The sequence below is a fragment of the Micromonospora musae genome (assembly GCF_003626545.1).
In the GTDB taxonomy this organism is placed as follows: Bacteria; Actinomycetota; Actinomycetes; order Mycobacteriales; family Micromonosporaceae; genus Micromonospora; species Micromonospora musae.
Genome location: NZ_RAZS01000003.1, coordinates 579616 through 605989, shown reverse-complemented (window position 1 = coordinate 605989; position 26374 = coordinate 579616). Strand labels below are relative to the sequence as shown.

18 protein-coding genes are annotated in these 26374 nt (G+C 72.0%); 8 read left to right on the top strand and 10 right to left on the bottom strand.

Annotated elements, in window-relative coordinates:
- Window positions 1–39: 39 nt before the first annotated feature.
- The gene (locus D7147_RS10825) at window positions 40–1848 is read right to left on the bottom strand and encodes a 1-deoxy-D-xylulose-5-phosphate synthase (RefSeq protein ID WP_120676768.1); all 1809 of its coding nucleotides are present in this window, start codon (window positions 1846–1848) and stop codon (window positions 40–42) included.
- A gap of 273 nt (window positions 1849–2121) precedes the next feature.
- A complete protein-coding gene (locus D7147_RS10820) occupies window positions 2122–2994 on the bottom strand; it encodes an NAD(P)-dependent oxidoreductase (protein ID WP_158609341.1) in 873 nt (290 codons plus the stop codon).
- A gap of 204 nt (window positions 2995–3198) precedes the next feature.
- Here D7147_RS10820 and D7147_RS10815 point away from each other — a divergent pair, with 204 nt between their 5' ends.
- Window positions 3199–4062: a hypothetical protein gene (locus D7147_RS10815; protein ID WP_120676283.1), complete on the top strand. Its 864-nt coding sequence runs from the start codon at window positions 3199–3201 to the stop codon at window positions 4060–4062.
- Between the two features lie 57 nt (window positions 4063–4119).
- Here the strand turns inward: D7147_RS10815 and D7147_RS10810 are convergent, their stop codons facing one another.
- On the bottom strand, window positions 4120–4827 hold the full coding sequence (locus tag D7147_RS10810) for an HAD family hydrolase (protein WP_120676281.1): 708 nt from the start codon (window positions 4825–4827) through the stop codon (window positions 4120–4122).
- Between the two features lie 122 nt (window positions 4828–4949).
- On the opposite strand from D7147_RS10810, the gene D7147_RS10805 reads away from it, so the two are divergent.
- Together D7147_RS10805 and D7147_RS10800 are read left to right on the top strand one after the other, a co-directional pair.
- Window positions 4950–5879 carry a diacylglycerol/lipid kinase family protein gene (locus tag D7147_RS10805; protein WP_120676279.1) on the top strand — a complete coding sequence of 310 codons (930 nt, stop codon included), beginning with the start codon at window positions 4950–4952 and terminating at the stop codon, window positions 5877–5879.
- A gap of 92 nt (window positions 5880–5971) precedes the next feature.
- On the top strand, window positions 5972–7480 hold the full coding sequence (locus tag D7147_RS10800; protein WP_120676277.1) for an Nramp family divalent metal transporter: 1509 nt from the start codon (window positions 5972–5974) through the stop codon (window positions 7478–7480).
- A 69-nt stretch (window positions 7481–7549) separates the two neighbouring features.
- On the opposite strand, the gene D7147_RS10795 is transcribed toward D7147_RS10800, so the two are convergent.
- Genes D7147_RS10795 through aceB form a run of 4 tightly spaced genes read right to left on the bottom strand, consistent with a single transcriptional unit; the run spans window position 7550 to window position 13266 of the window.
- Window positions 7550–8929, bottom strand: a complete 1380-nt coding sequence (locus D7147_RS10795; protein ID WP_120676275.1) for a (Fe-S)-binding protein — start codon at window positions 8927–8929, stop codon at window positions 7550–7552.
- Between the two features lie 2 nt (window positions 8930–8931).
- Entirely contained in the window at window positions 8932–10188 is a 1257-nt protein-coding gene (locus D7147_RS10790) for an FAD-binding oxidoreductase (protein WP_120676273.1), read from the bottom strand.
- Complete coding sequence (locus D7147_RS10785; RefSeq protein WP_120676271.1) at window positions 10188–11654, bottom strand: FAD-linked oxidase C-terminal domain-containing protein; 1467 nt, start codon at window positions 11652–11654, stop codon at window positions 10188–10190. Before D7147_RS10785 ends, D7147_RS10790 begins: the two co-directional genes overlap by 1 nt.
- Before the next feature lie 28 nt (window positions 11655–11682).
- Entirely contained in the window at window positions 11683–13266 is a 1584-nt protein-coding gene (aceB, locus tag D7147_RS10780; RefSeq protein WP_120676269.1) for a malate synthase A, read from the bottom strand.
- 183 nt (window positions 13267–13449) lie between these two features.
- Between aceB and D7147_RS10775 the strand changes: the two genes are divergently transcribed.
- Window positions 13450–15267: a glycoside hydrolase family 3 protein gene (locus tag D7147_RS10775; RefSeq protein ID WP_120676267.1), complete on the top strand. Its 1818-nt coding sequence runs from the start codon at window positions 13450–13452 to the stop codon at window positions 15265–15267.
- A gap of 8 nt (window positions 15268–15275) precedes the next feature.
- A complete protein-coding gene (locus D7147_RS10770; protein WP_120676265.1) occupies window positions 15276–17141 on the top strand; it encodes a serine hydrolase domain-containing protein in 1866 nt (621 codons plus the stop codon).
- 33 nt (window positions 17142–17174) lie between these two features.
- On the opposite strand, the gene D7147_RS33525 is transcribed toward D7147_RS10770, so the two are convergent.
- Window positions 17175–17348: a hypothetical protein gene (locus D7147_RS33525; protein ID WP_325050645.1), complete on the bottom strand. Its 174-nt coding sequence runs from the start codon at window positions 17346–17348 to the stop codon at window positions 17175–17177.
- A gap of 119 nt (window positions 17349–17467) precedes the next feature.
- Window positions 17468–17782 (bottom strand): dihydrofolate reductase family protein, encoded by a 315-nt coding sequence (locus D7147_RS33520; protein WP_325050644.1) that lies wholly within the window; start codon window positions 17780–17782, stop codon window positions 17468–17470.
- Between the two features lie 505 nt (window positions 17783–18287).
- On the opposite strand from D7147_RS33520, the gene D7147_RS10760 reads away from it, so the two are divergent.
- Complete coding sequence (locus D7147_RS10760; protein ID WP_120676263.1) at window positions 18288–18806, top strand: winged helix-turn-helix domain-containing protein; 519 nt, start codon at window positions 18288–18290, stop codon at window positions 18804–18806.
- Between the two features lie 299 nt (window positions 18807–19105).
- Here D7147_RS10760 and D7147_RS10755 read toward each other — a convergent pair whose 3' ends face one another.
- A complete protein-coding gene (locus D7147_RS10755) occupies window positions 19106–23479 on the bottom strand; it encodes a S8 family serine peptidase (RefSeq protein ID WP_233563077.1) in 4374 nt (1457 codons plus the stop codon).
- A 330-nt stretch (window positions 23480–23809) separates the two neighbouring features.
- Between D7147_RS10755 and D7147_RS10750 the strand changes: the two genes are divergently transcribed.
- Window positions 23810–24361: a winged helix-turn-helix domain-containing protein gene (locus D7147_RS10750; RefSeq protein WP_120676259.1), complete on the top strand. Its 552-nt coding sequence runs from the start codon at window positions 23810–23812 to the stop codon at window positions 24359–24361.
- A 358-nt stretch (window positions 24362–24719) separates the two neighbouring features.
- Window positions 24720–26327 carry a ricin-type beta-trefoil lectin domain protein gene (locus tag D7147_RS10745; protein ID WP_233563075.1) on the top strand — a complete coding sequence of 536 codons (1608 nt, stop codon included), beginning with the start codon at window positions 24720–24722 and terminating at the stop codon, window positions 26325–26327.
- The last annotated feature ends 47 nt before the right edge of the window (window positions 26328–26374 follow it).

Here is a 26374-nt window from a genome sequence, read left to right as displayed (position 1 = left end):
GGTCTCCTCTCTCTCGGGCGGGGGTCCGGCGGTGGCGGGTCATCCGTGCAGTGCGGTCAGCGACGACTGCGACCGGTCCCGCGGGTCGAGGCCGGCGGGCAGGGTCGAGATCTGGTGCAGGACGGCGGCGCAGATGCCGGACGGGTCGAGGCCGTGCTCGGCGAGCAGACCGGCGCGCTCGCCGTGGGGGATGAAGGACGTCGGCAGGCCGAGGGCCCGTACCGGGGCGCCGACCCCCGCGTCGGCGAGGGCCAGCGCGACGCTGCTGCCGATGCCGCCGTCCCGGATTCCGTCCTCGACGGTGACGACCAGCGCGTGCTCGTCGGCGAGGGCAGTCAAGGCCGGGTTCACCGGGCGGACCCAGCGGGGGTCCACCACCGTGCACTCGACGCCCGCCTCGGCGAGCAGGTCGGCGGCGCGCAGGGTGGACGCGGCCATCGCTCCGACGGCGACCAGCAGGACGGGCGCGGCGGTCGCGGTGCGCAGCACGTCCACTCCGCCGCTGCGGTAGAGGGCGGGGATCTCGTCGTCGACACGGGCCTTCGGGAAGCGCAGCAGGGTGGGTCCGTCCTGGTGGGCGACGGCCTCCCGCAGCTCCTCGCGCAGCGTCGTCTCGTCCCGGGGTGCGGCGACCCGCAGCCCGGGCACGGCGCCGAGCAGCGCGAGGTCCCACATGCCGTGGTGGCTGGGGCCGTCCGGGCCGGTGATGCCCGCCCGGTCGAGCACCAGGGTGACCGGCAGCCGGTGCAGGGCCACGTCGAGCAGGACCTGGTCGACGGCGCGGTTGAGGAAGGTGGCGTAGATCGCCACGACGGGGTGCTTGCCGCCGAAGGCGAGCCCGGCCGCCGAGGTGACGGCGTGCTGCTCGGCGATTCCGACGTCGACGGTCCGGTCGGGGTAGCGCTCGCCGAAGGCGGCCAGCCCGGTGGGGCCGAGCATCGCCGCGGAGACGGCGACCACGTCGGGGTCGCTCGCGCCGATGGCGACGAGTTCGTCGGAGAGGGCGTCGGTCCAGGTGCGGCCCGGCATGCTCGCCGGTCGGCCGGTGAGCGGGTCGATCACTCCGACGGAGTGCAGGCGATCGGCTTCGTCGGTCTCGCTGGGTCGGTGCCCGTACCCCTTGCGGGTGACGCAGTGGACCACGACCGACTGGTCGGCGGCGCGGGCCTTCTGCAGGGCGGCTTCGACCTGGTGCACGTCGTGGCCGTCGATCGGGCCGAGGTAGCTGAGGCCGAGCGACTCGAACAGGCCCGGTCCGGCCTCGCCGCCGTGTCGTCCGCCGAGGTGGTCGGCGAGACCGCCGACGGTCGGGGCGTACGAGCGGCCGTTGTCGTTGAGTACGACCACCACCCGGCCCGGCGACGTGGCGAGGTTGTTCAGCGCCTCCCAGGCGAGTCCGCCGGTGAGGGCGCCGTCGCCGATGACGGCCACCACGGCCCGTTCGGTGCGGTCGAGGGCGTACGCGCGGGCCAGCCCCTCGGCGTACGAGAGGGCGGTCGAGGCGTGTGAGTTCTCCACCAGGTCGTGCGGGGATTCGGCGCGCCGGGGGTAGCCGGAGAGGCCGCCGCGACCACGCAGTCCGGTGAAGCGGTCCCGCCGGCCGGTGACCAGCTTGTGGACGTAGGACTGGTGTCCGGTGTCGAAGATGATCCGGTCGCGCGGGGAGCGGAAGACCCGGTGCAGGGCCAGGGTCAGCTCGACCACGCCGAGGTTGGGTCCGAGGTGACCGCCCCGCCGGCAGACCGCGTCCACGAGGAACGCCCGGATCTCGGTGGCGAGCAGCCGGAGCTGGTCGCCGGTGAGCCGGTCGAGGTCTGCGGGCTCGTTGACATCGTCAAGCAGGGACATCATCTCTCCGTCCGGGCACGCGACTCCGCGGCGACACCGTCTGGCGCACCGGCCGACGGGGTGGCCGTCGGCGTGGGTCGTGCTGCGACGCTCGTCCACCGCACTTCACGGTCTGCGGTGGCCCGCGCCGCGGGTGCTGCGGTTAGGGCCAGGGACAACGGGCCGCTTCGAACCTGCGCAAAATCACCTTAACCCTACGGATCTGACCTACCGCCTGAAATCAGTTCGAATACCTCGACCAAGCGGGGCGGCACCCGGGTCGGCGGCGCCGGTTCAGCGCTCGATCGCGCGGGTGACCACCGTGAGGTCCTCGTCGCCGAGACCCTGCTCCACCACCTGCTGCCACCAGGCGGCCAGGCGCTCGGCCACGGTCAGCCGCGCCACGTCGTCGACGTCGGCCAACGCGAGCCGCACGTCCTTGAGCGCCAGCCGGAGCGGGTACTGCGGCGAGTAGTCGTCGCGGCCGATCCGCTCCAGCTTCTCGCTCGCCCACGGGGCGACGACGGGATTACCGCGGAGCGCGTCGATCAACACCGCCCGGTCCAGCCCGAACGCCCGGCCGAGCGCGAGCGACTCGGCGATGCCCTCGTTGACGAAGGCGAGCAGCAGGTTGGTCACCAGCTTCATCCGCGAACCCGCGCCGACCGGCCCGAGCCAGACGGTACGCTGCCCCACCGCGTCGAAGACCGGGGCGACCCGGTCCCGGACCTCCTCGGGGCCGGAGGCGAACACGGCCAGCTTCCCCTGCTCGGCCGGGCCCCGGCTGCCGGACACCGGGGCGTCCAGCAGGACGACCCCGGGACGTTCCTCGGCCACCAGGGCGGCGATCCGTTCGGTGCCCGCCACCCCGATGGTGCTCATCTGCGCCCAGATCGCGCCGTCCGGCAGCGCCGCGAGCATGCCCCGGTCGGTGGCGATCGAGAGCACCGCGTCCGTGTCGGTGACCATCGTGACCACGATGTCCGCGTCCCGGACCGCCTCCGGCGGAGTGTCGGCGACCTGCGCCCCCTGCCCGCCGAGGGCCCGGGCCGGCTCCGGGCTACGGTTCCAGACGGTGGTGGGCAGGCCGGCGTGGAGGATCCGGGTGGCCATCAGCCGGCCCATTCCGCCCAGTCCGAGTACGGCCACCCGCTGCGTCTGCGCCATTTCGCACACCTCCCCCGGCAGCGTACGGGCGGTGACCTGCGGTGATGGCGGGAACGCCGAGGCTGCGCCCGCCGCGCGCGACCCGCCGTTGGTGGTGAATTGGCGACGCGTCGGGTCGCCGCCAGACGCACGCGCGGACCTAGAATCGACGCTGATCATTCGCGGCGCCGGGCCGCGGGTGCCACGGCGAAGGCGGTGCGGGCCATGCAGCCGGACGAGCTGACCGCGTTGTTCGAACGGGCGCGGACCCTGTCGCAGCAGCAGCACACCTGGGCCGAGGCGGATCGGGTGTGGGGCGAGGTGATCGACGCCTACCGGGCCGCGCTGCGGAGCTCCGGGCCGGTGAACCGCCGCGACCAGCAGCAGCTGGCCCGGGCGCTGTGGCGACGCGGCATGCTGGCCGCCGCCCGGGGAGACCTGACCGCGAGCACGACGCTCGGCCAGGAGGCCGTCGTCGCCTTCGCCGAGGTCCACGACGCGGTGCGGCGAGAGGAGCCGAGTGCGACCGGCCCGCGCCGGGATGAGGCCCTCGCGGAGATGATCGTCGCCCTGCTGGATCTCGGAGAGAGCGCCTTCGCCGCCGGCCAGTCCGCGACCCGCCTCGCCCTGATCGGTCGGGCGCTGGAGGTGGGACTGCACACGGCCGGCCCACCGCCCGGAGCGGGACCGAAGACCCGCGAGGCGATGGGCACCGCCTACCACAATCACGCGAACGCGCTGGTGCACCGCGCCCTCACCGGCGATCCGACCGGCGACGACGCGCGGGAGGCGGCGCTCGCCGCGTCCCGGGCCGCCGAGCTGCGCCAGGCTCTCGCCGACCCGAGCCGCCCCCTGAGCATGTGGGAGCTGGCGAACACGTACGCGGTCTACGCGCAGTGCCTGGCGCTCATCGGCGACTTCGATCGAGCCCGGACGGTGCTGCAGTTGGGTACGGAGCTGGCGAACCTTCTCGGCCCGGCCGGGGTGGAGATCGTCGCGAAGCTGCGGGTGGCGGCCGACATGGTGCAGTTGCGACAGCCGGAGGCGGCCGACGGCGAGCGACGCCGATGGGGTTGGCGACGGCGCTGACCGGCAACTGTGGCGCGCCGCCCGAGCACGCGGGCGGCGCCGGCCGGCTCGCGGCGGTCAGTGGCCCCCGCTGCCCACCGGTTCTCCGGCGGCCCGGCCCCCGCCCGCCCCGCCCAGCAGGGCGGGCAGGTCACCGAGGCCGCCGATGACGGGGCCGTTCCAACTCGGGTCGGTGTCCTTGTGCTCGGTGGTCCGCAGCGCCGTCATGCCCGCCGCCTCCGCACCGTCCAGTTCGCCGTCCGCCCCGTCGCCGACGAAGACGCACGCCGCGGGCTCTACGCCGAGCCGGGCGGCGGTGCGCCGGTAGATTTCGGGATCGGGTTTGGCGAGCCCGACCTCGCAGGAGAAGACCACGACGTCGAAGCGCGACGCCAACCGGCTCCGCGGCCAGGCCGCCGCGCTCTCGGCGGTGGCGTTGCTGAGCAGAGCCAGCCGGTGACCCTCGGCGCGCAGCCTGTCGAGCACGGTGAGCGTGGCGTCCGTGGCCGTGTCGAGAGTGCGGCGCGCGAACGACCGACGGAGGGTCGCCGCCCGCGACACCTGCGCATCGGTCGGGTCGTGGCCGAGTCGTCGGGCGAGGACCCGGATCGTCTCCTCGACACCCCAGCCGACCAACCGCTCCCGCCAGCTGGCGTGGTACGCGGCGACGAGGGCGAGCGGCGGCACCTCGATCGCGACGGCCATCTCGCCGATCATCCGATCGCGCTCGTCGTCGGCGCCATCGAGCAGCGTGTGGAAGAGATCGAAGACGAGCGGGCGGCGCATCGGGTCATGATAGGGGCGGTTCAGGAGCCCGTTCGCGCTGACCCACGACCCCGTCCCGCCGCCGGCCGATGCCCGTGCTTTCGGCGACGACGACGGTCCACTGCGGATATTCTCGGGGCCTGATGCGGACCAAGAGCGAGCTGGGCGAGGCCATCCGGCGCGACCGTCGGGCGGCGCTCGTCGTCAACGCCCACTCCCGTCGAGGCCGCCACCAGTACGAACGGGCCTGCGGCCTGCTCGCGGCGGCCGGTTTCCACCTGCTCGCCAACCACCCGGTGGAGCAGGTCGGCCGGCTCGAGTCGACTCTCGCCGAGGTCGCGGAGCTCGAACCGGACCTGCTCATCGCCGGTGGCGGCGACGGCACCCTCAGCGCCGCGGCGCGTCTGCTCGCGCACCGCGACATCGCGCTCGGGTTGTTGCCGCTGGGCACCACCAACAACTTCGCCCGGACGTTGGGCATCCCGCTCCGGCTCGACCAGGCCGTCGACGTGCTCGTCGGCGGGACGGTGGTCGACGTCGACCTCGGTATCGCCGACGGCACCCCGTTCACCAACCACGTCGGCGTCGGACTCTCCGCCGACATCATGCTCACCACGCCACCGCGGCTGAAGCGACTCACCGGTCGGGTCGCGTATCCGCTCACCGCCCTGGCCCTGCTCACCCGGCATCGGCCGCTGCGGGCCACCATCCGGGCGGCCGGGGGCGAGCGCACATACGTCACCCGCCAGCTGTACGTGGCCAACGGCGGGTTCCACGCGGGACGGCCGATCACCGCGGACGCGGACGCCGACGATCGGCTGCTGGTGGCGTACCCGGTGGGCGGCGAGAGTCGAAGTGGGCTGCTGCGGGACACCGTGCGCAACGCCACGACCGGGCACCGTCGCACCCTGCACGACGAGCCGTTCCTCGCCGTCGGGGAGCTGTGGCTGGAGACCGATCGGCCCGCGGCGGTCGAGGTCGACGGTGAGCTGCTCGGCCGTACGCCGATCCGGATCGGGTTGGCCGCGAACGCGCTGCGGGTGATGGCGCCGGCCGGCACTGTCGACCGTTGATCCGCGCTGCCGCGGTCGAAAGGTTATTGCCAACGCATTAATGAGGCATGACGATTGACGGTCAGGGGGGCCCTTCCCAAAGGAGGTTCTTCATGACCGAAGTGACTGAGGCCCCGGACGTCCGCAGCTATCCGTTGGGAAAGAGTCGTCCACCGCTCGCCATCGCCGATCTTCCCGAGCCGGAGCAGGTTTTCGGCGTACGCAAGCTCGGTCTTCCCCAGTTGTTCAAGTACGCGCTGGGCCCGAGCCTGATCGCGCTCGGAATCTCGATCGGCAGCGGCGAATGGCTGCTCGGCCCGCAGGCGGTGGGGCAGTTCGGTTTCGTCGGCGTCGGCTGGGTCATCCTCATCTCCGCCGTCCTCCAGACGTTCTACAACGTCGAATCGTCCCGGTACGTGATGGCCACGGGTGAGGCGCCGGTCGTCGGCTGGGGGCGGGTCCCGCCCGGCTACCTGCTCTGGGTGCCGGTGGGGGTGTTCCTGGTCATCTTCGCGTTCATCGCGGGCGGTTGGGCCGCGTCCGCCGGTCAGGGTCTCTACGCGCTGGTGCACGGCGAGATACCGCCGGCCGGGGCCGAGGAGCCCCGACTGTGGGCGATCGCCCTGCTCGTGGTGGTCTTCCTGATGACCGCGGCGGCCCGGCGGATCAGCCGCACCCTGGAGCTGGCCAACTGGGTGATGGTGGGGACCATCCTGGTGGCGCTGCTCTTCATCGCGCTACTCGTGGTGCCCGGCAGCCTGTGGTGGGAGGGCATCCGCGGGTTCTTCACCCCCGCGGCTCCGCCGGAGGGCATCACGGCGACGCAGCTGGGCGGGCTCGCCGGTTTCACCGCCCTGGCCTCGGGTCTGAACTGGTACGTGATGGGCCACTACCGGGACAAGGGCTACGGCATGGGCTACCACACCGGCTACATCTCGGGGCTGCGCGGTGACGGGCGGCAGCTGCTCGCCAGCGGCGTCACCTTCCCCGACGACCCGGCGAACGCCGCCCGCTGGAAGCGGTGGTACCGGCTGCTGCTCACCGACATGTGGGGCATCTTCTTCGTCGGCGCCATGCTCGGCATGCTGCTGCCCACCATCCTGATGGCCCAGGCGGTGCAGCTCTCCGGTGAGGCGCCCACCACGGCGACCGTGCCGACGTTCGTGGCGAGCGCGCTCGAGCCGGAGTACGGCCGGGGCATGTTCTACTTCATGCTGGTGATCGGCGTGCTGATCCTGTTCAGCACGCAGCTCGGGATCTTCGAGGGCATGGTGCGGGTGACCACGGACGCCGCCCACGCCACCAGCCCCCGGCTGCGACGCCTGATCGAGGGCGATCCACGCCGGTTCTACTACCCGTTCATGCTCCTGCTGCTGGTGATCATCGCGGTCGTCCTGCACCTGGCGCTGCCGGTCAGCCTGGTGCAGTGGTCGGCGAACATGTCGAATCTCGGGGCGCTGATCTTCCCGTTCATGCTGATCTACCTGAACCGCCGGCTGCCGCGCGCCGCACGTCCCCGGATCTGGCATTACGTATTGTTGATCATTAATGTGATCTTCTTCGGGTTCTTCTTCGTCAACTTCATCGCCGACTTCCTCGGAGATCCGCTCGTCACCTTCTGATCGGCGGACCGGTCGGAGTCTGGAGAAGGGTCCCTCGCTCAGCGCTTCCGCGATGAGCGAGGGACCCGTTCACCGCAACAGATCATCGACCGGGCGGGCGCGGATCGAGGCGTCCAGGACCTGGGCGGTGTGCGCCACGGCGAGGTCACCGCCCTGCCGCCGCACCGCGGCGGCGATCTGCATGAGGCAGCCGGGATTCGCGGTGACGAGCAGCTCCGCGCCGGTGGCGAGCACGTCGTGGGCCTTGCGTTCGCCCAGCTGCCCGGCCGGCTCCGGATTGAGCACGTTCCACACCCCGGCCGACCCGCAGCAGATCTCCGGATCGGCGATCTCGCGCAGCGCGAGCCGCGGCACGGCGCGCAGTAGTTCGCGCGGCTGCGCCCGCACGCCCTGCGCGTGCGCCAGGTGGCAGGCATCGTGGTAGGCCACCGTCACCGGCAGCGGGTGGCGCGGGGCCACCGATCCCAGCTCCACGAGCAGCTCGCAGAGGTCACGCACCGCACCGGCGAACGATGCGGCCCGCTCGGCGTACGCCGGGTCGTCGGCGAGCAGCTCGCCGTACTCCTTCAAGGCGGAGCCGCAGCCCGCCGCGTTGACCACGAAGTAGTCGATTCCGGCGGAGTCGAAGGCGTCGACCAGCGCCCGGGCGAAGCGCTGCGCCTCGGCGCGCCGGCCGTTGTGGACGCTGAGTGCGCCGCAGCAGCCCTGCCGCTCGGGGAGGATCAGCACGTCGCACCCCTCGGCGGCGAGCACCCGGGCGGTGGCGGCGTTCACCTCCGGGAAGAAGGTGTGCTGCACGCAGCCGGTGAGCATGCCGACCGTGGCCCGGCGCGGTCCCCGCGCGGCGATCCGCTCCGGCAGGCGGCCGGCCGCTCCGATCCGGGGGGCCAGCGAGTCCAGGGCGGCGAGCTGCGGGGCCAGGCGCGGCAGCAGGCCGGTGCGGCCGACGAGCCGGCGCAGGCCGCTGGCCTGGTACGCCCGCAGCGGGCCACGCAGCAGGCGCAGCCGCCGCGGGTAGGGGAAGAGCGCGAAGACGGCGGCGCGCAGCACCCGTTCGCGGCGGGGCCGGCGGTGCCGCCGCTCCACCTGCTGGCGGGTGTCCTCGATGAGCCGGTCGTAGCGCACCCCGGACGGACAGGCGGTGACGCAGGCCATGCAGCCGAGACAGCGGTCGACGTGGGCGACCATGGACGGGGTCAGCGGCTCGCCGTCGAGTCCCTGCTTCATCAGGTGGATGCGTCCGCGCGGGGAGTCCATCTCCTCCCCCCACAGCACGTAGGTGGGGCAGGTGGGCAGGCAGAAGCCGCAGTGCACGCAGTCGTCGACCAGGTCCCGCCGGGGTGGGTGGTCGTCGTCGAAGGCCGCCTCGCCCGGTGCGGGGGCGACCGGCCCCAACACGTCGCGGGGCACGCCGTGCGGTAGGCCACGCTGGGCGGGAACGTCGCTCATCGTCAGATCCCTCCCACGAAGCGTCCGGGCGCGAAGCGGGCCTCCGGATCGAACTGCGCCTTGACCCGGCGCATCAGGTCGAGCCCCTCGACGGGTCCCCACAGGTCGACCCGCTCCCCCACGGCGAGCGGCGCGGTCAGCACCACGACGTGCCCGCCGACCGCCGCCGTTTCGGCCCGCAGCTCGGTGACGATCGCCGCCACCGCCTCGGGCGCGGTGCCGGCGGGCAGCGCGCCGTAGAGCACGCCGGTGCCGGCCGAGCCGCGGACGGTCAGCGGCACCCGGTGCCGGCGGGCCGCGTCGGCGGCGGCCGCGAGCAGCCGTGGAACGCCGGAGAGTGCGGCGGTGAGCTTCAGACCGACGTCTCCGGATCGCCACGGGTAGGACGACCACCACGGGGGCGGCTGCTCGGTGACGGTGGCCCCGCCGAGCAGCGCCCGGGCGGCGGTGGCCCGCTCCCGGACACCCCGGGCCGTGCCTTCGAGCAGAACGGCCGTCTCGGTGCCGCCGCCGGGCGCCGCGTCCACCTCCAGGGCGCTCGGCGCCAACTGCGACGCGAGGACGGCGGCGACGCGGCTGCCGGCTTCGGCGGCGTCGCTGCTCCGGCAGCTCAGGAAGGCCCGCGCGGTCGGCAGCGGGTGCAGCCGGAAGGCGCACTCGGTGACCAGGCCGAGCGTCCCGTACGCCCCGGTGAAGAGCTTGCCGAGGTCGTAGCCGGCCACGTTCTTCACCACCTTGCCGCCGGCGCGGGCCAGCACCCCGTCCGGCCGCACCACGGTGATCCCGATCAGCAGGTCGCGGACCGTGCCGTAGCGCATCCGGCGGGGTCCGCTGGTGTTCGTGGCGACCACGCCGCCGACGGTTGCCGCCGCGCCGGGCGGCAGCGGCGTGTCGAGGGCGAGTTGCTGGCCGGCGGGGGCCAGCTTCGCCTGGAGTTCCGCCACCGGGGTGCCGGCCCGGACGACGACGATGAGGTCCCCGGCCGCGTGTTCCACGACGCCGGTGAGCCGGCGGGTGTGCAGCAGCAGGTCCAGGCGGCGCGGTGGGCCGCCCCAGTCCTGTTTGGTGCCGGCGCCGCGCACGACCACGGCCAGGTTCCGGGCGGCGGCCACCCGCAGCAGCGCGGCCGCCTCCTCGGTGGAGCCGGGGGCCGCGACGTACCGGGGCGCGACGCCGGCCACTGCGTCACCGTCCCCGGCGGGACGCACCGCGTCACCGTCGGTCGCCGCCGCGAGGTCGGCGAGGACGTCGTCGGGCATCAGAACACCTCCGCGAGACCGGCCTCCTGCAGCGGGTGGGCGCCCCTGCGCCGGCCGGGCACCTCGCCGCAGAGCCGGGGGGTGGGAAAGACCTTGCCCGGGTTGGCGAGGCCACGCGGGTCGAAGGCGCAGCGCAGCAGCTGCATCGTGTCGAGGTCGTCCGCGCTGTACATGCGCGGCATGTGGCCGACCTTGTCCATGCCGACGCCGTGCTCGCCGGTGATGGAGCCGCCGTGCGCGATGCAGATGTCGAGGATCGCGCCGGAGACCTCCTCGGCCTGCTCGGCCTGGCCCGGCACGGCGTCGTCGAAGAGGACCAGCGGGTGCAGGTTGCCGTCGCCCGCGTGGAAGACGTTCGCGACCCGGACGCCGCGCTGCGCGGAGATCTCCGCGATGCGGCGCAGCACCTCGGGCAGCGCGGTACGCGGAATGACCCCGTCCTGGACGATGTAGTCCGGGCTGATCCGGCCGACCGCCGCGAAGGCGGACTTGCGGCCCTTCCAGATGAGAGCCCGTTCGGCGTCGTCGGCCGCGACCCGGATCTCCCCCGCGCCGTGCTCGCGGCAGAGCCGCTCCACGTCGGTGAAGTGCGCGTCGACCTCGGCGGCCGGGCCGTCCAGCTCGACGATCAGCACGGCGCCGGCACCGGCCGGGTAGCCGCAGCGTACCGCCGCCTCGGCGGCCTCGATGGCGAGCGCGTCCATCATCTCGATGGCCGCCGGCAGCACGCCGGCCGCGATGATCGCCGAGGTCGCCGCGCCGGCCTGGTCGGTGCCGGCGAAGCCGGCCAGCAACGTACGCACCGACTCCGGCGAGCGGGTGAGCCGCACGGTGACCTCGGTGGTGATGCCGAGCGTTCCCTCCGAGCCGACGAAGGCGCCGAGCAGGTCGTAGCCGGGCGCGTCGGGAGCCGGGCCGCCGAGCCGGACCAGGTCGCCGTCGGGGGTGACCACCTCCAGGCCGGTGACGTGGTTGGTGGTGAAGCCGTACTTCAGGCAGTGCGCCCCGCCGGAGTTCTCCGCCACGTTGCCGCCGATCGAGCAGACCTGCTGGCTCGACGGGTCCGGTGCGTAGTAGTAGCCGAACGGCGCCGCGGCCCGGCTGACGTGGAGGTTGATGACGCCGGGTTCGACGACGGCCCGCTCGTCCTCCGCCCGAACGGCCCGGATCGCGCGCATCTGGGAGGTGACGATGAGCACCCCCTCGGCGTGCGGCAACGCCCCGCCGGAGAGGCCGGTGCCCGAGCCGCGGGCCACGAACGGCACGCCGGCGTCGACGCAGGCGCGGACCGTCGCCGCGCACTCGGCGGCGGTGCGCGGCAGCGCCACGAGGGCGGGGACCACCCGGTACTGGGCGAGCCCGTCGCACTCGTAGGTGCGCAGCTCCTGCCGATCGCTGATGACCTGGGCGTCGCCGAGCACGGGTCGTAGCGCCGTGGCGAGGGTGCTGATGTCCGTCGTGGTCATCGCCGAACTCCCGTCACGGCCGCAGGGGTCAGGGCATTCGCTCGTACGCGGGCAGAGTGAGGAAGTCCGTGAAGTCGTCGGCCACGGCGACCTCCAGGAACAGGTCCCGGGCCGCCGCCCAGTCGGCCGGGTCGCCGGGGAGTTTCGCCAGCTCCTCGTCGGCGAGCCGGTCGATCAGCTCGCGGTCGACCTTCTCGCCGGTGTCGTCGAGGGTGATGCCGTTGTGCAGCCACTGCCAGACCTGGGAGCGGGAGATCTCGGCGGTGGCGGCGTCCTCCATGAGGTGGAAGATGGCCACCGCGCCGGTGCCGCGCAGCCAGCTCGCGAGGTACTGCACGCCGACGCTTATCGCGTTGCGCAGCCCCGCCTCGGTCTGCCGACCGGGGGTGCCGGCCACGTCGAGGAGTTGGGCGGCGCTGACCTGGACGTCCTCGCGGGTGCGGTCGCGCTGGTTCGGCCGGTCGCCCAGTACGGCGTCGAAGACCTCACGGCAGATCGGCACGAGGTCGGGGTGGGCCACCCAGGAGCCGTCGAACCCGTCGCCCGCCTCGCGGGTCTTGTCCTCGCGTACCTTCGCCAGCGCCGTCTCGTTGACCTGCGGGTCGCGGCGGCTCGGAATGAACGCGGCCATGCCCCCGACGGCGTGCGCGCCGCGCCGGTGACAGGTACGCACCAGCAGTTCGGTGTAGGCGCGCATGAACGGGGCCGTCATCGTCACCGCGTTGCGGTCGGGCAGCAGGAAGTCCCGGCCCCGGGTGCGGAAGGTCTTGATGACGCTGAACATGAAGTCCCAGCGGCCGGCGTTGAGGCCCGCGGAGTGTTCGCGCAGTTCGTAGAGGATCTCGTCCATCTCGAACGCCGCCGGGTAGGTCTCGATGAGCACGGTGGCTCGGATGGTGCCGCGGGGCAGGTCGAGCCGTTCCTGGGCGAGCAGGAAGACGTCGTTCCAGAGCCGCGCCTCCAGGTGGCTCTCCATCTTGGGCAGGTAGAAGTAGGGCCCGCTGCCCCGGTCGAGTTGCCGACGCGCGCAGTGGAAGAGGTAGAGGCCGAAGTCGACGAGGCTGGCCGAGCTGCGTTCGTCGTCGACGAGGAGGTGCTTCTCGCTCAGGTGCCAGCCGCGCGGCCGGACCACGATGGTGGCCAACTCGCCGTCGTGCAGGGCGTAGCGCCGGCCGTCCGGACCGGTGTGGGTGAGTGTGCCGTCGATCGCGTCGCGCAGGTTGAGCTGGCCACCGATCACGTTCTCCCACAGTGGTGTGTTCGCGTCCTCCAGGTCGGCGAGCCACACCTTCGCACCCGAGTTCAGGGCGTTGATGGTCATCTTCGGATCGGTGGGCCCGGTGATCTCCACCCGGCGGTCGACGAGGCCGGGCGCGGGCGGGGCGACCCGCCAGTCGCCGTCGCGGACCTCGCGGGTCTCGGGCAGGAAGCCCAGCAGCCCACCGTCGGCCAGGGCGGCGACGCGTGCGGCGCGTACGGCGAGCAGCTCGCGACGGCGGGGGTCGAACGCCCGGTGCAGCTCGGCCAGGAAGGCGAGCGCGGGCGGGGTGAGGATCTGGTCGTAGCGGTCGTGCCAGGGGCCGGTGACCTCGACACCTTCGGGCAGCTGCATGGTGCGCTCCTCGCCGTGGCGGGTGGCAGGAATCGATCCACGGGAATTGCTGCCGTCGACTCTAGTGGTACCGGCGGTGATCCGCGAGGGGTCCGCACGCCGTCCCCGCATGTAGCAAACCTTCTTGACGATTCATCGACGTGTAGCTAAGTTTCGGCCATCCGGACTGAGAGGTCGTCGTCGATGAAGACCCGTCTCGCCATCGCTTCCGTCGTGGTCGCCGTCCTGGGTGCCACCGCCGCCCCGCTGCCCGGTCTCGCCGCCGCCCCACCGGCGTCGGCGCCCGCCGGGGAGCACGGCTGGGTCACCTCGACGCTGCGGCACATGAGCCTCGAGCAGAAGGTCGGCCAACTCTTCGCCACCTACGTCTACGGCGGCGACGCCGTCGAGCCCAGCGCCGCCGACCGGGCCGCCAACCTCGCCGCCTTCGGGGTCGAGACCCCGGCCGAGGTGGTCGAGAGGTTCGACCTGGGCGGCGTCTGCTACTTCTCCTGGTCGCACAACCTGGACAGTCCGCGCCAGATCGCCACGCTCTCCAACGGCCTGCAACGGGCGGCGCTCGGCGACGGGCGCAAGGGCCGGGTGCCGTTGCTCATCTCCACCGACCAGGAGCAGGGCGTGGTGCTGCGAATGCCCGCGCCCGCCGCGCAGTTCCCCGGCGCGATGGCCCTGGGCGCGACCCGGTCGCCACAGGCCGCGCGCACCGCAGCCGAGATCACCGGGCGGGAGCTGCGCGCGGTCGGCATCCGCCAGCCGTACGCGCCGATCGCCGACGTCAACGTCAACCCGGCGAACCCGGTGATCGGCGTCCGCTCCTTCGGCTCCGACGCCGGGCTGGTGGCCGAGCTCACCGGGGCGCAGGTCACCGGATTCCAGGACGACGCCGGGGTGACCGCGGTCGCGAAGCACTTCCCCGGCCACGGCGACACCGCCACCGACAGCCACACCGGCCTGCCCGTGATCAATCACACCCGTGCGGAGTGGGATCGGATCGACGCGCCGCCGTTCCGGCGAGCGATCCGGGAGGGCGTCGAGTCGATCATGACGGCGCACATCGTGGTCCCCGCGCTCGACCCCTCCGGTGACCCGGCCACGCTCTCGCCGCGCATCCTCACCGGCGTACTCCGGGGCGAGCTCGGCTTCCGCGGCGTCGTCGTCACCGACGCGCTCAACATGGCGGCCGTCCGGGAACGCTACGGCGACGAGCGGGTCCCGGTGCTCGCGCTCAAGGCCGGTGCGGACCAGCTGCTCATGCCGCCGGACCTGCGGCTGGCCCGGGACGCGGTGCTGAGCGCGGTCGCCACCGGCGAACTCACCGAGCGGCGCGTCGACGAGTCGGTCCGCCGCATCCTCACCCTGAAGTACCGGCAGGGACTCGCGCACTCCCCCCTGGTCGACGTGGAGAAGGCGGTACGCACCGTCGGCGCGCCCGCGCACCTCGCCGCCGTCGCCCGCGTCACCGACCCGAGCCTCACGGCGGTGCGCAACGACGCGGGGCTGCTGCCGCTGCGTCGAGCCGACCGGTCGGTGCTGGTCACCGGCTGGAACACCGCCGCGTTCGCGCCGATCGAGACCGTCGCCGCCGGGTTCGCCGCTCGCGGAGCCCGGGCCACCGCACGGCCCGCGACCCTGCCGTCGGACGCGGTGATCGCCGCGACGGCAGCCGAGGCGGCCGGGCACGACCTCACCGTCGTGCTGGTGAACAAGGCGTGGGACACCACGGTCACCGATCCGCGGGGCAGTCAGCAGCGACTCGTCGCGGCGCTGCTCGCGACGGGCAGACCGGTGATCGTGGTGGCCGTCCGGGACCCGTACGACGTGGCGTACCTGCCGGGCGTCGACACCTACCTGGCCACGTACTCGTACACCCGGGCGGCGATGGACGCGCTGGTCCGCGCGCTGCACGGCGAGCTGTCCCCACGCGGACGGCTGCCCGTCACGATCCCGACGGCCGACGGGTCGAGCGTCCTGCACCCGTACGGCCACGGGCTGAGCTGGTAGGAGGGGCCATGTCGCACAGCAGATCGCGAGCCGCCCGGCTGCGGGCGGTCACGCTCGGGCTGACCGCGGCCGTCGTGGCGGCGGCCCTGCCGTCGCACGCCGCCATCGCCGCGCCGAGCACCGCCGACGCAGCGATGGTCGGACCCGACGGTGGCTCCGCCCTCGTCCGGCCACCGGTCGGCTCGGAGCCGCCGACCGTGACACCGGCTGACATCCGGTTCCGGCAGGACCGGCTGCGCCGCGGCGGCGCGCGCGAGGTCGGGCTGCTGCCCGAGCAGGTGGCGCGGATCCCCGCCGACCTCGCCGCGTACCTGGAACCGACGCCGGATCATCCGGGGCATCCCGCCTACGCCGGCGCCGTCGTGCTGGCGGCGAAGGACGGCGTGATCGTGCAGCACGCGGCGGTGGGCACCGCGGTCCGGTACGGCGCGGTGGGCGCGCCGCCGGACCTGCCCGGCGTGGAGCTCCCCGCCGACCAGCAGATCCCGATGCGCGAGGACACGATCTTCGACCTGGCGTCGGTGTCGAAGCTCTTCACCACGATCGTGGTGATGCGGCAGGTGGAACGGGGACGGGTCGTGCTGGACGCCCCGGTCGCCCGCTACGTCCCCGAGTTCGCGGCCGGCGGCAAGGCCGAGGTGACCGTCCGGATGCTGCTCACCCACACCTCCGGACTGCCCGCGTTCGTGCCGCTGTGGAGCAGCTACCCGACGCCGGCCGAGCGGCTCGCCGCCGCCCTCGCCACGCCCCTCGCCGCGGGCGCGACCCCCGGCAGCCGGTACGTCTACTCCGACCTCGGGCTGATCGCGCTGGGCGTGCTGGCCGAACGGGTCACCGGCCGACCCCTGGCCGACCTGGTCCGCGACGGTGTCACCGCACCGCTGGGCATGACCGACACGGGCTACAACCCGGCGCCGCGACTGCGCACCCGGATCGCGGCGACCGAGTACCAGCCGTACGCCGGACGCGGCATGGTCTGGGGTGAGGTGCACGACGAGAACGCCTGGTCGCTCGGCGGGGTGGCCGGCCACGCCGGGGTCTTCTCGACCGCGGCGGACCTGGCGGTGCTCTGCCAGGCGCTGCTCAACGGCGGCGAGTACCGGGGCCGGCGGATCCTACGACCGGAGACGGTCCGCACCATGCTGGTCAACTACAACGCCGGGCTCGAGACGGCCTATCCCGAGAGCGACCGCGGGCTCGGCTTCGAGCTGAACAAGCACTGGTACATGATGGGCCTCTCCTCCCCCGTCACGTTCGGGCACACCGGCTTCACCGGCACATCGCTGGTGGTGGATCCGCTCTCCCACTCCTTCGTGATCCTGCTGAGCAACCGGGTGCACCCCGACCGCGGCTGGGGCAGCAACAACGTGGCCCGGCGCGCCGTCGCGCGGGACCTCGCGGAGGCGATGCCGGTGCGGCCCCGTTCCCGCGAGGCGTGGCGCGCGGATCCACGGGACGCCGCGACCGTCACGCTGACCGCGCCGCTGCGCCGGCCGGCGCGCGGCGGCACGGCGAGTTTCTCGTTCTGGTACGACACCGAGCCGCGCTTCGACAGCGCACGGGTGGAGGTCTCCACCGACGGCGGCGCCACCTGGAATCCGCTGCGGCTGCTGTTCAGCCAGGGCGGGAGACGTTGGAGCAGCGACGGCACCGTTACCGGCTACGGCGGCCGGGTGTGGTGGCAGGTGACGGCCGAGCTACCCGAGCGCGCCACCCACCTTCGCTGGAGCAGCAGCACCGACGTCTCGAGCCAGGGCCGAGGCGTCTACGTCGACCGGATCGTCGCGGTGGACCGGGACGGGCCGCTGCTGCACGGTGAGGGCGGCGACGCCGGGCGGATCGTCGCCGACGGCTGGTCGCCGGCGCGCAGCTGAACCGGGCAGGGGTACGGGCTCCGCGCGCCGTCGTCAGTGGGCGGAGCCCTGCCCTGCCCGGGCCAGCTGACGCTTGGCCTCTTCGTAGCCGGCCGGCGCGGCCGGGGCGGACGGCGCGTGGACGAGGTTCAGCACTCCGGTGCTGAAGGCCTGCGACGTGAGCAGCGCGAGCGGGATCGAGGGTTCGCCCTCGTCGAAGAGCCGCATCCCCTTGCGTACGGCGATCGGGTTGCCAGCAGGTGCTGTTCGTTCAGGAGGCCGGCGGCGAGGATCGGACGGACGACGGAGACCGAGCCGCTCATGCCGATGTGCCCGCTCCCGGGCGGCTACTTCAACGCGGTGACCGCCTCGACGAGTCCACCGGCGAGCTGCTCCGAGTTGCGCCAGGCGAAGTCGAGTCGCCGGTTCGACACCACGACCTTGCGGAGGTCACCGCGAGTCTTGGCGAAGTCGGCGTCCTCTCCGCCGGCCGCCTCGCGCTGCGGCCAGGCGCCCGCGAAGCTGTCGTACGTCTTGCGGCCGAGGAGCATGGTGTCCGCGCCGGCGAGCGTGGTGCCGACGGCCGCACCCATCTCGTCGTTGTAGTAGGGGAAGTGCCACTGGTCGGGCGCCTCCACGACACCGTCGAGCGCGACGAACATACCCGCGGCGATCAGTTCGACAGCGTCAATACCTCAATCAATCACCGGCCCTATCCAGGGACCCCAGAAATGGAGACGCGCCGGGCCGGTGCGGATCCCCGCGAACTGGAGGACGCTGACCTTCGTCCGAGTTCAACCGATTATTAAGCCGGCGGCTGAGTCGATGGCCGACGCCAGGGTGGAGAATGCGAATGCGCCCGATCCTGGAAATTCGGCCTTCAGGCGATGGCGTGAAGCTGACGTACTGGCAGGTAGCCCTACCCGACGCCCCCAGACCAGACGGAACCAGGCCATAAAGGGAAAAGGGTTCCTGTCAAAACCCGGTCACCGTGTCATGAACATGACAATGCCGAGTTCGCGGGCCCTGACCATCAATTTATGGATGCCGACGTGCAAATATTCTTAACCGAACCGAGATAAAGCCCGGCTAGGGTCACTGCGCAGATTGATCTGCGTCAAACAGAAACCATCCGGGTATCAGTGGGGAACCGGAAGAGGTGCGGAAATGCGGGGGATCCCGGTTGCATCCATGGTCATAGGTATTGCTTCCTCGCCGGCCGCGCGTCGGCAACTCGCACAACTACTCGGCGGCACCGAGGCGTTCCTGATCGTCTCGAGCGTCGATCAGGCGAGGGAGTTTCTCGGCGCGGCCGAGACGCCGACCGCCGAGACGACCGTTGAAACGATGCAAACCATGACAGTAGACGTCGCACCCGCGACGGTGGCGTCGCCGGCGACGCCGGCCCTGGTCATCGACTCGGATCGACGGGTGGCCCGTTGGCTGGATCGCGAGATCGAGCTGACGCGGCTGGAGCACGACCTGCTGCTCTGCCTGATGGGCGCGCCCGGACGGGTCTGGACCTACGAGCGGCTGCATCTGAAGGTCTGGGGCAACAAGCACCTCGGGCGCGGCTCCGACATGCATTCGGTGGTGCGCAGGATACGACGCAAGCTCGCCACCCTGGACGCCTCGGCGACGATCGACTCCGTCCGCGGGGTGGGCTTCCGGCTCGCGTCCGCCTGACCCGACCGGCCGATCCCGCCGGATCCGGCGGGATCGGCGGGCCCGGTGGGTCGGCGGGCGCGGCGGGCGCGGGCGGGGTCGGCGGGGTCGTCGGGGTCGGCGGGCGCAGCCTGCCCGGTGGGTGGCGGGCGCGGTGGCTTCGGCCCTGGGGCCGGAGGGACGCGGCGACAGCTGAGAACCGAGCCGTCGGCCCACGCCGATCCACGGCGGCCCCCGTACGGCCGCGTCGCCCGACGAAGAAGGGTCCGGCCCGCCTGGTGAACCAGGCGGGCCGGACGTCGTGCGTCAGCGCTCAGGCGTCAGCACTTGGTGGGAGACAGTGCGAAGTCCTCCACCGTGGGGGTGGTGGGGTTGATCTTCGTAGCACGGGTCTGGGGCTTCCAGCCGTCCTTCGCGACGATCATGGTCAGCGGGTTGTTCCGCTTGTCGAGCCAGTAGGCGTACTTACCCTCGGCGTTCGTGGAGAGGGTGAGCGAGCTCGCCCACGAGTCGACCTGGACAGTCACGCCGTTCAGCGGAGAACCGCCGCCCTGGCAGCTGTTCCCGGTGACCGTACCCATCAGCTTGCCCCAGGTCTTCGGGGCCTTCGCGTTCATCGCCACGGTCACCGGAGCCACCGTGTACGGGGTGTTCTCCTTGATGGTGACCTGACCGGTGTAGGTGCCCGGCTGGTCGACGTTCGCCGTCATTCCGACGGTGACCGTCACCTTCTCGCCCGGCGCCAGGGTGACCTCGGACTTGTCGATCGTCAGCCAGCTGACGTCGGCGCCGCCGACGGCGCACTCCTCGAAGCCGGGGAGCACCTCGCTCTCCCGGGTGGAGGTGAAGCCACCGGAGGAGCCACCGACCTTGTAGAAGCCGCACGCCGCACCACCGCGGTACCGCGGAGCGTTGGCGTTCGGCAGGTTCGACCACGACTCGGTGCTCGGGTCGTAGGCGAAACCGGCGTTGGTGACGGCGCCGCCCTGGACACCACCGACGACCAGCAGCTTGCCGTTGGCGACGGCGAACGAGCTGGCCCACTGGTCGGCCGGCGCGTCAGCGATCGGGCTCCAGGTGTTGGCGCCCGGGTCGAAGGCGTAGCTGGTCTTGTAGGCGCTGGCACCGTCGTTGCCGCCGGTGCAGTAGATCACGCCGTCGATCCCGCCGCAGGAGGCGAACGCCACCGACTTCGGGTACTCGGGCAGGGTCTCCCAGCTGTCGCCGCCCGGGTCGTACCGGACGACGCTGCTCGACATCGGCGTGCAGGCCGAGGTCGTGCAGCCGCCGATGGCGTAGAGCTTGCCGTCGACGATGGCCTGAGCGGCCCCGGCACGCGGCGCCGGGTTGTCGGCCAGCTGGGCCCAGGCGTCGGCGCCCGGGTCGTACGCCCAGGTGGTGCCGGACGGGCCGGCAGCCGCCCAGCCGCCGGTCGCGATGATCTTCCCGTCGAGGACGCCCACCGTCATGGCGTTGCGCGCCTCGGGAAGGTCGGCGATCGCCGACCAGGCCTGCGCGATCGGGTCGTACGCGTAGTTCTTCGTGGTGGACGCGGAGCCGTCACCACCACCGATCGAGTAGACCTTGCCGTCGAGGTTCACCACCCGGTTGTCCATGATGTTGGCCGGGTAGGCGGGCAGGTTCGTCCACGGGTCGGCCTGGGGGCCGGCCGAGGTGGCCGCCGTCGACGACTTGCCGGAGGCGGCGGCGGCGAACGAGGTCGCCACCTTCAGCCGCTGCTCGGGCGCACCCTCGGCGCCGAGCACCTGCTGCTGGCTCACCCGCGACCCGTCGGCCTTGAGCAGCTCGAAGCCGGCGTCACGCTCACCGAACCCGACCTCCACCGGCGCCTCGCCGGTGTTGGTCACGGTGAACGTCTTGCTGGCCTTGCCGCTGGGCATCTGGACGTCAGCGCTCAGCGTGCCCGGGGTGACGGCGAGCTGACCGGCCTTGAGCTGGAAGTTCGCGGCGGTCGCCCAGTCGGCCTGGACGTCGACGTTCTTGCTCTGGCTGACGTAGTTGCCGGCCGTCGCGGTGAACTTGTGGGTGCCGGTCAGCGAGGAGAACATCCAGTAGAAGCCGTCCTCGAGACCGGTGTCGTCCGGAGTCGCCACCGTGGTGGCCTTCTCCGCCGGCTTGTCGACGCTGGTGACCGTGGCGCCGTTGACGTAGCCGCTGGTGTTCTTGTCACGCACGTGGCCGAAGACCAGCGCGCCGTCGACCGGCTCGCAGGTGACCTCGCTGCCGATCAGCACGTTGTCGACCTGCCACCACCACTCGTACGAGGCGTCGTAGTAGTGGAACCGCACGCGGACCTGCGACTGACCCGCGGCCTGCGGGATCGCGACCTCGGTCACCCGCGGCCCGGAGACGTCCTCCTTCTGCTTGAGCACGTTCGTCCAGGTCGTGCCGCCGTCGACGCTGAGGTCGACGTCGGCGGTCTCCGGCCCGAGCCAGTTGAAGTCCTGGTTGAACCGGATGACCGGAGCGGCCACGTCGCTCAGGTCGACGACCGGGCTGACCAGGGAGGTGTCCTGCTGCCCGCCGCCGCCGAAGCGGTCGCTGTCGACGATGGCGAAGCCGCCGGTGCCACCGCTCAGGTTGCCCCGGTTGGCCTCGTCGGCGAAGGACCAGACCTGGCCGTTGCCCAGGTGGTCCACGACCTCCCAGCCGCTCGGTGTGCCCGTGCCGGTGAAGGTCTCGAACTCACCGTCGGAGCCGTAGGTGTAGCCGGGCGCGGTCTCGCACGCGTCCGACTTCGCCGGCACGGCGACGTTGGCGGTGACGTTGCGCGCGGCGACGACGACCTCCTTCGTCACCGTCTCGTAGCCCGGGTACACCGACTCGACCTTCAGGCTGTAGGTCGACCCGGCCGGGACCTTGAGGCTGTAGCGGCCGTTGGCGGGCGCGGTGTAGTCGGAGAGACCCGACGGACCCACGACCGTCACCTTGGCGTAGAGCGGCCAGCCGTGGCCCGAGCCGTCGGTGACGGTACCGCTGATGTTGACGCTGGGCACGGCGTCGAGCGCGACGTTGAGCGTGGTGGTCGCGTTCGGGGTGATCGTCGCCGGGACCGTCTTCTGGCCGTAGCCGAACGCCGAGACGACGGCCTGGTAGTCACCGACCGGGAGCAGCGACGAGAACTTCCCGTCCGCGCCGGTGGTGAGCTGCCGGTCGGCCGGGCCGCTCAGGACGACCGAGGCGCCCGCGAGCGGAGCACCGCTGCCGGCGTCGGTGACGGTGCCGGTGACGGTGCCGGTGTCGCCGATCGGCGCGTTGCCGAGCAGCGCGAGCGCGTCGAGACGGCCCTCACCCCAGACGTTGTTGTCGTCCGCGGTGCCACCGCACTGCGCGTCGTTGGTGTCGACGGCGGTGTTGTCGAGCAGTCCGCGGGTCGCGTCGACCTCACCGACCAGCCCGGGCGCCGCCGACCAGAGCAGCGCGATCGCGCCCGCGAGGTGCGGGGCCGCCATCGAGGTGCCGCTGATGCTCGCGTAGCCGTTGCCCGGCACGCTGGACCGGACGTTCACGCCGGGAGCCGAGATGTTCGGCTTGATCCCGCCGTTCTGCCCCGGACCACGCGCCGAGAAGCCGGCGATGTTGTTGTTGATGTCGTACGCGCCGGCCGAGTAGTTGCTCTCCAGGCTGCCCGGGGAGCCGCTGCTCTGACAGCTGGGGCCGCTGTTGCCGTTGGAGAAGACGCCGAAGATGCCCGACGCCGTCCAGGCCAGCGTCACGTCCTCCATGAACGGGTCGTTCGACGGAAGGATCGTGCCCCAGGAGTTGTTGACGATGTTCGGCCGCTTGGTGATGTCGCCGTTCTCGCCGTTCAGGTCGGTCGGCTCGAGCATCCACTGGCCGGAGTTGACCAGCGCGGCGTCGCTGGGGCAGCAGCCGTTGGCCGCGATCCACTTGACGCCGGGGGCGACACCGATCTGGTTCGCCCCGCCGTCGGAGCCGGCCATCGTGCCCATGGTGTGGCTGCCGTGGCCGTCGCCGTCGCAGGGGGCGGCGCCGCAGGTGCCGGCCGCGTCGAACCAGTTGTAGTTGTGGTCGAAGGTGCCGTCGCCGTTGTTGCCCCGGTAGGAGCCCACCAGCGCCGGGTGGTCGAACTGGACGCCGGTGTCGATGTTGGCGATGGTGATGCCCTCACCGGTGACGCCGTACTGGGACCAGACGTCGTCGGCGTTGATGTTGGCGATGCCCCACTCGATGGCGTTGACAGCCTTCTCGCTGTCGCCCTTGGTGGTCTTGGGGATCTCGTAGGCGACCGGAGCGTAGAGGGCTTCGACCTCGGAGTGCGCGGCCATCTTCTGCGCCAGCCCGAGCGAGCCGCCGCTGACCCGGATCGCGTTGGTGGCCCAGAAGGTCTGGTACTTCGCGCCCGTGCTGTTGAGCTCGGCCTTGACCTTGGACTGGCTCTCCTCGGCGGTCTTCTTGAGCGCGGCCACCACCTCGGCGCCCCGCTTGTTCCAGTCCTTGTTCTTGCTGGCCTGGCTCAGGTCCGCCCGGTTCTTGAAACGGATCCAGAAGTCGCTCTCGGCCTTGCCCTCGAGCTGCTTCGAGAGTTCCGGACGGATCTTGTCCGCCGGGGAGGGCGCGCCGGCGCCGAAGCCGCCTGATGCGGCCTGGGCGCCCGATCCCGTGGCGGCGAGGGCGGTCGCGACGAGAACCGTCGCCGCGCCCGCACTCACCAGGGATCTGGCGACGCTCGTCCAATGTGGACGTCTAAACATTCGGTGCTGCCTCCTTCAGGACGACCCAGGGGGTTGAATGGGCCATGGTGAAGGTGCAGGCGATCGTCTCCCGTTGGATACCGGTTCGGACGATCCCCTCCAAGCCCCCCCATGCACCGCGCGGGTCACGCCGGTTGCCCGGTTGGACACTATGATCGAGATGAACGGACGATCAAGCACATGCGGTGAGCAAGTTGTCACTAAGAGCTTGCTGACCAGGGTTTGATGCCTGCCGATAATTGTCACGATCAAGATCGATGTGGGCAGAGACTGCCCGCCAGTCCCCGGATGGGTGCGGTGGCCGAGGTCGACGAGAGTGCTGTGCCGGACGGGCCTGATCCGGCCGAGGAGCTTTATCCGCTGGTCATCGCGGTGGCGCCGTCGCCTGCCGAGCGGCTGCGGCTCGCCGAGCGCCTCGACGGCATCGCACCACTGCTGCTGGTGGCCGATGTCGACGAACTGCGTCGGTTGATCGCGATCCCGGGTCAACTGCCCGGCCCGGCGCCGGCCGATCCGCCCGATCCGGCCGACGACGCGTTGCTCATCGACTCGGCCCGGTCCACCGCGCGCTACGGCGACCGGGAGGTCGCCCTCACCCGGCTTGAGCACGATCTGCTGACCTGCCTCAAAGCCGAGCCGGTCCGGGTGTGGAGCTACGCCGAGCTGCACCGGTCGGTCTGGCGCGACGAGGGGCTGGAGCGGCGAGCGGACGTGCAGTCACTGGTCAAGCGACTGCGGCGCAAGCTCGGCGAGCTGGGCACCGGGGTCACCATCGACGCGGTACGCGGCGTCGGCCTCCGGCTGACCGACCACCGGCGACCACGGGTCGGTGGCGGCTGACGCTGCCTGTTTCAGGCAGCTTCACGTACGGGGTGCGCGCATCACTCCCCGCGAAGACCGCTGGGGACGCAGCCACCCTCGCCGCGAGCGGCGGTGAGTGCTTCCGCAGGTGGCAGCGGGCGCACCTCGTCGTAACCCCGCAGGACGCCATCGACGCCCGGCATGCCGGACAACGGCATTGATATCGATAAGTTCACATGTAATGATTAACACAGTTAACAGTTCGATCGGCCGTTCCGGCCGCGCGCCTGCCACCGACCGGGCCGGTCAATCCCCACGCCACCATCCGGTTTCCAGCGCGCCGGCCAACGGCGGATTTGCCCCGGATGTGCCGCATCGCGGTGGGAAGGATCATGACATGGCGCGACGATCAGCCGAGGCTCCACCCCGTCGGCTCCGCACCCGGTTGGCCGCCGCGCTCGCCGCGGTGACGCTCGCGGTGCCGGCGGGCCTGACGGTCGGCACACCAGCGGCCTCCGCGGCCACCGTCGGTTCCATCACCGGATACGGCGGCAAGTGCCTCGACGTGGCCGGCGCCGCCTCCGCCAACGGCACCCAGGTGCAGCTCTGGAGCTGCAACGGCAGCGCCGCGCAACAGTGGACCGTCGCGGACGACGGCACCATCCGGGCGCTCGGCAAGTGCCTCGACGTCGCCGCGGGCACCGCCAACGGCACCAAGGTGCAGATCTACGACTGCAACGGCACCGGTGCGCAGCTCTGGTCCGCCAACGGCACGCAGCTGGTCAACGCCGGCTCGGGCAAGTGCGCGGACGCGACCGGGCCCAGCTCCGCCGACGGCACACCGGTGCAGATCTGGACCTGCACCGGCGCCGCGAACCAGAGCTGGACGCTGCCCGGCGGCGGCACGACCCCGCCCCCCTCCGGGGACTTCACCCACCCGGGCGTCATGGTCAGTCGCGGGCAACTCGACTTCGTCCGGGGCCGGGTACAGGCCGGCGCGCAGCCCTGGACCTCGGCGTTCAACCAGATGATGAGCAGCCGCTACGCCTCGCTCTCCCGTACCCCGGCACCGCGCCCGGTCGTCGAGTGCGGCTCCTACTCGAACCCGAACAACGGCTGCACCGACGAGCGCGAGGACGCGATCGCCGCATACACCGACGCGCTCGCCTGGTACATCACCGGCGACAGCCGGTACGCGCAGAAGGCCATCCAGATCATGGACGCCTGGTCGGCGACGATCACCTCACACACCGGCAGCAACGCCCCGCTGCAGACCGGCTGGGCCGGCTCGGTCTGGCCGCGCGCCGCGGAGATCATCAGGTACACGTACAGCAGCTGGCCCAACGTGAACCGCTTCTCCACCATGCTGCGCAACGTCTACCTGCCGGTGGTCCGCAACGGCTCCGGCAGCAACGGAAACTGGGAGCTGACCATGATGGAGGCCGCGGTCGGCATCTCGGTCTTCCTGGAGGACCGGTCCGCCTACAACGCGGCGGTCACCCGGTTCCTCAACCGGACCCGCGCCTTCATCTACCTGCCCAGCGACGGCCCGCTGCCGTACACCGTCCCGGGCAGCGGCCTGGACACCCCCGCCGAGATCATCGGCTACTGGCACGACCAGTCCACCTTCGTGGCCGGCCTCGCCCAGGAGACCTGCCGCGACTTCACCCACACCGGGTACGGCATCTCGGCGATCTCGCACGTCGCGGAGACCTCCCGGATCCAGGGCCAGGACCTCTACCCGCAGGTCGGTGAGCGGCTCCGGCACGCCCTCGGCTTCCACTCGCGCTACCAGCTCGGCGAGGCGCCGCCGTCCTGGCTCTGCGACGGCAGCCTCACCCGCGGGCTCGGCCCGATCACCGAGGTGGGCTACAACGCCCTGGCCAACCGCCTGGGCAACGCGATGACCAACACCCAGACCCTCACGCTGCAGCAGCGCCCCGCCGGCACCAACAACCTCTTCGTCGCCTGGGAGACCCTGACCCACGCCGACAACCTGAACTGATCCGTACGCCGTGGGCCGTCGCCGGGCTTCCGGTGGCGGCCCACGTC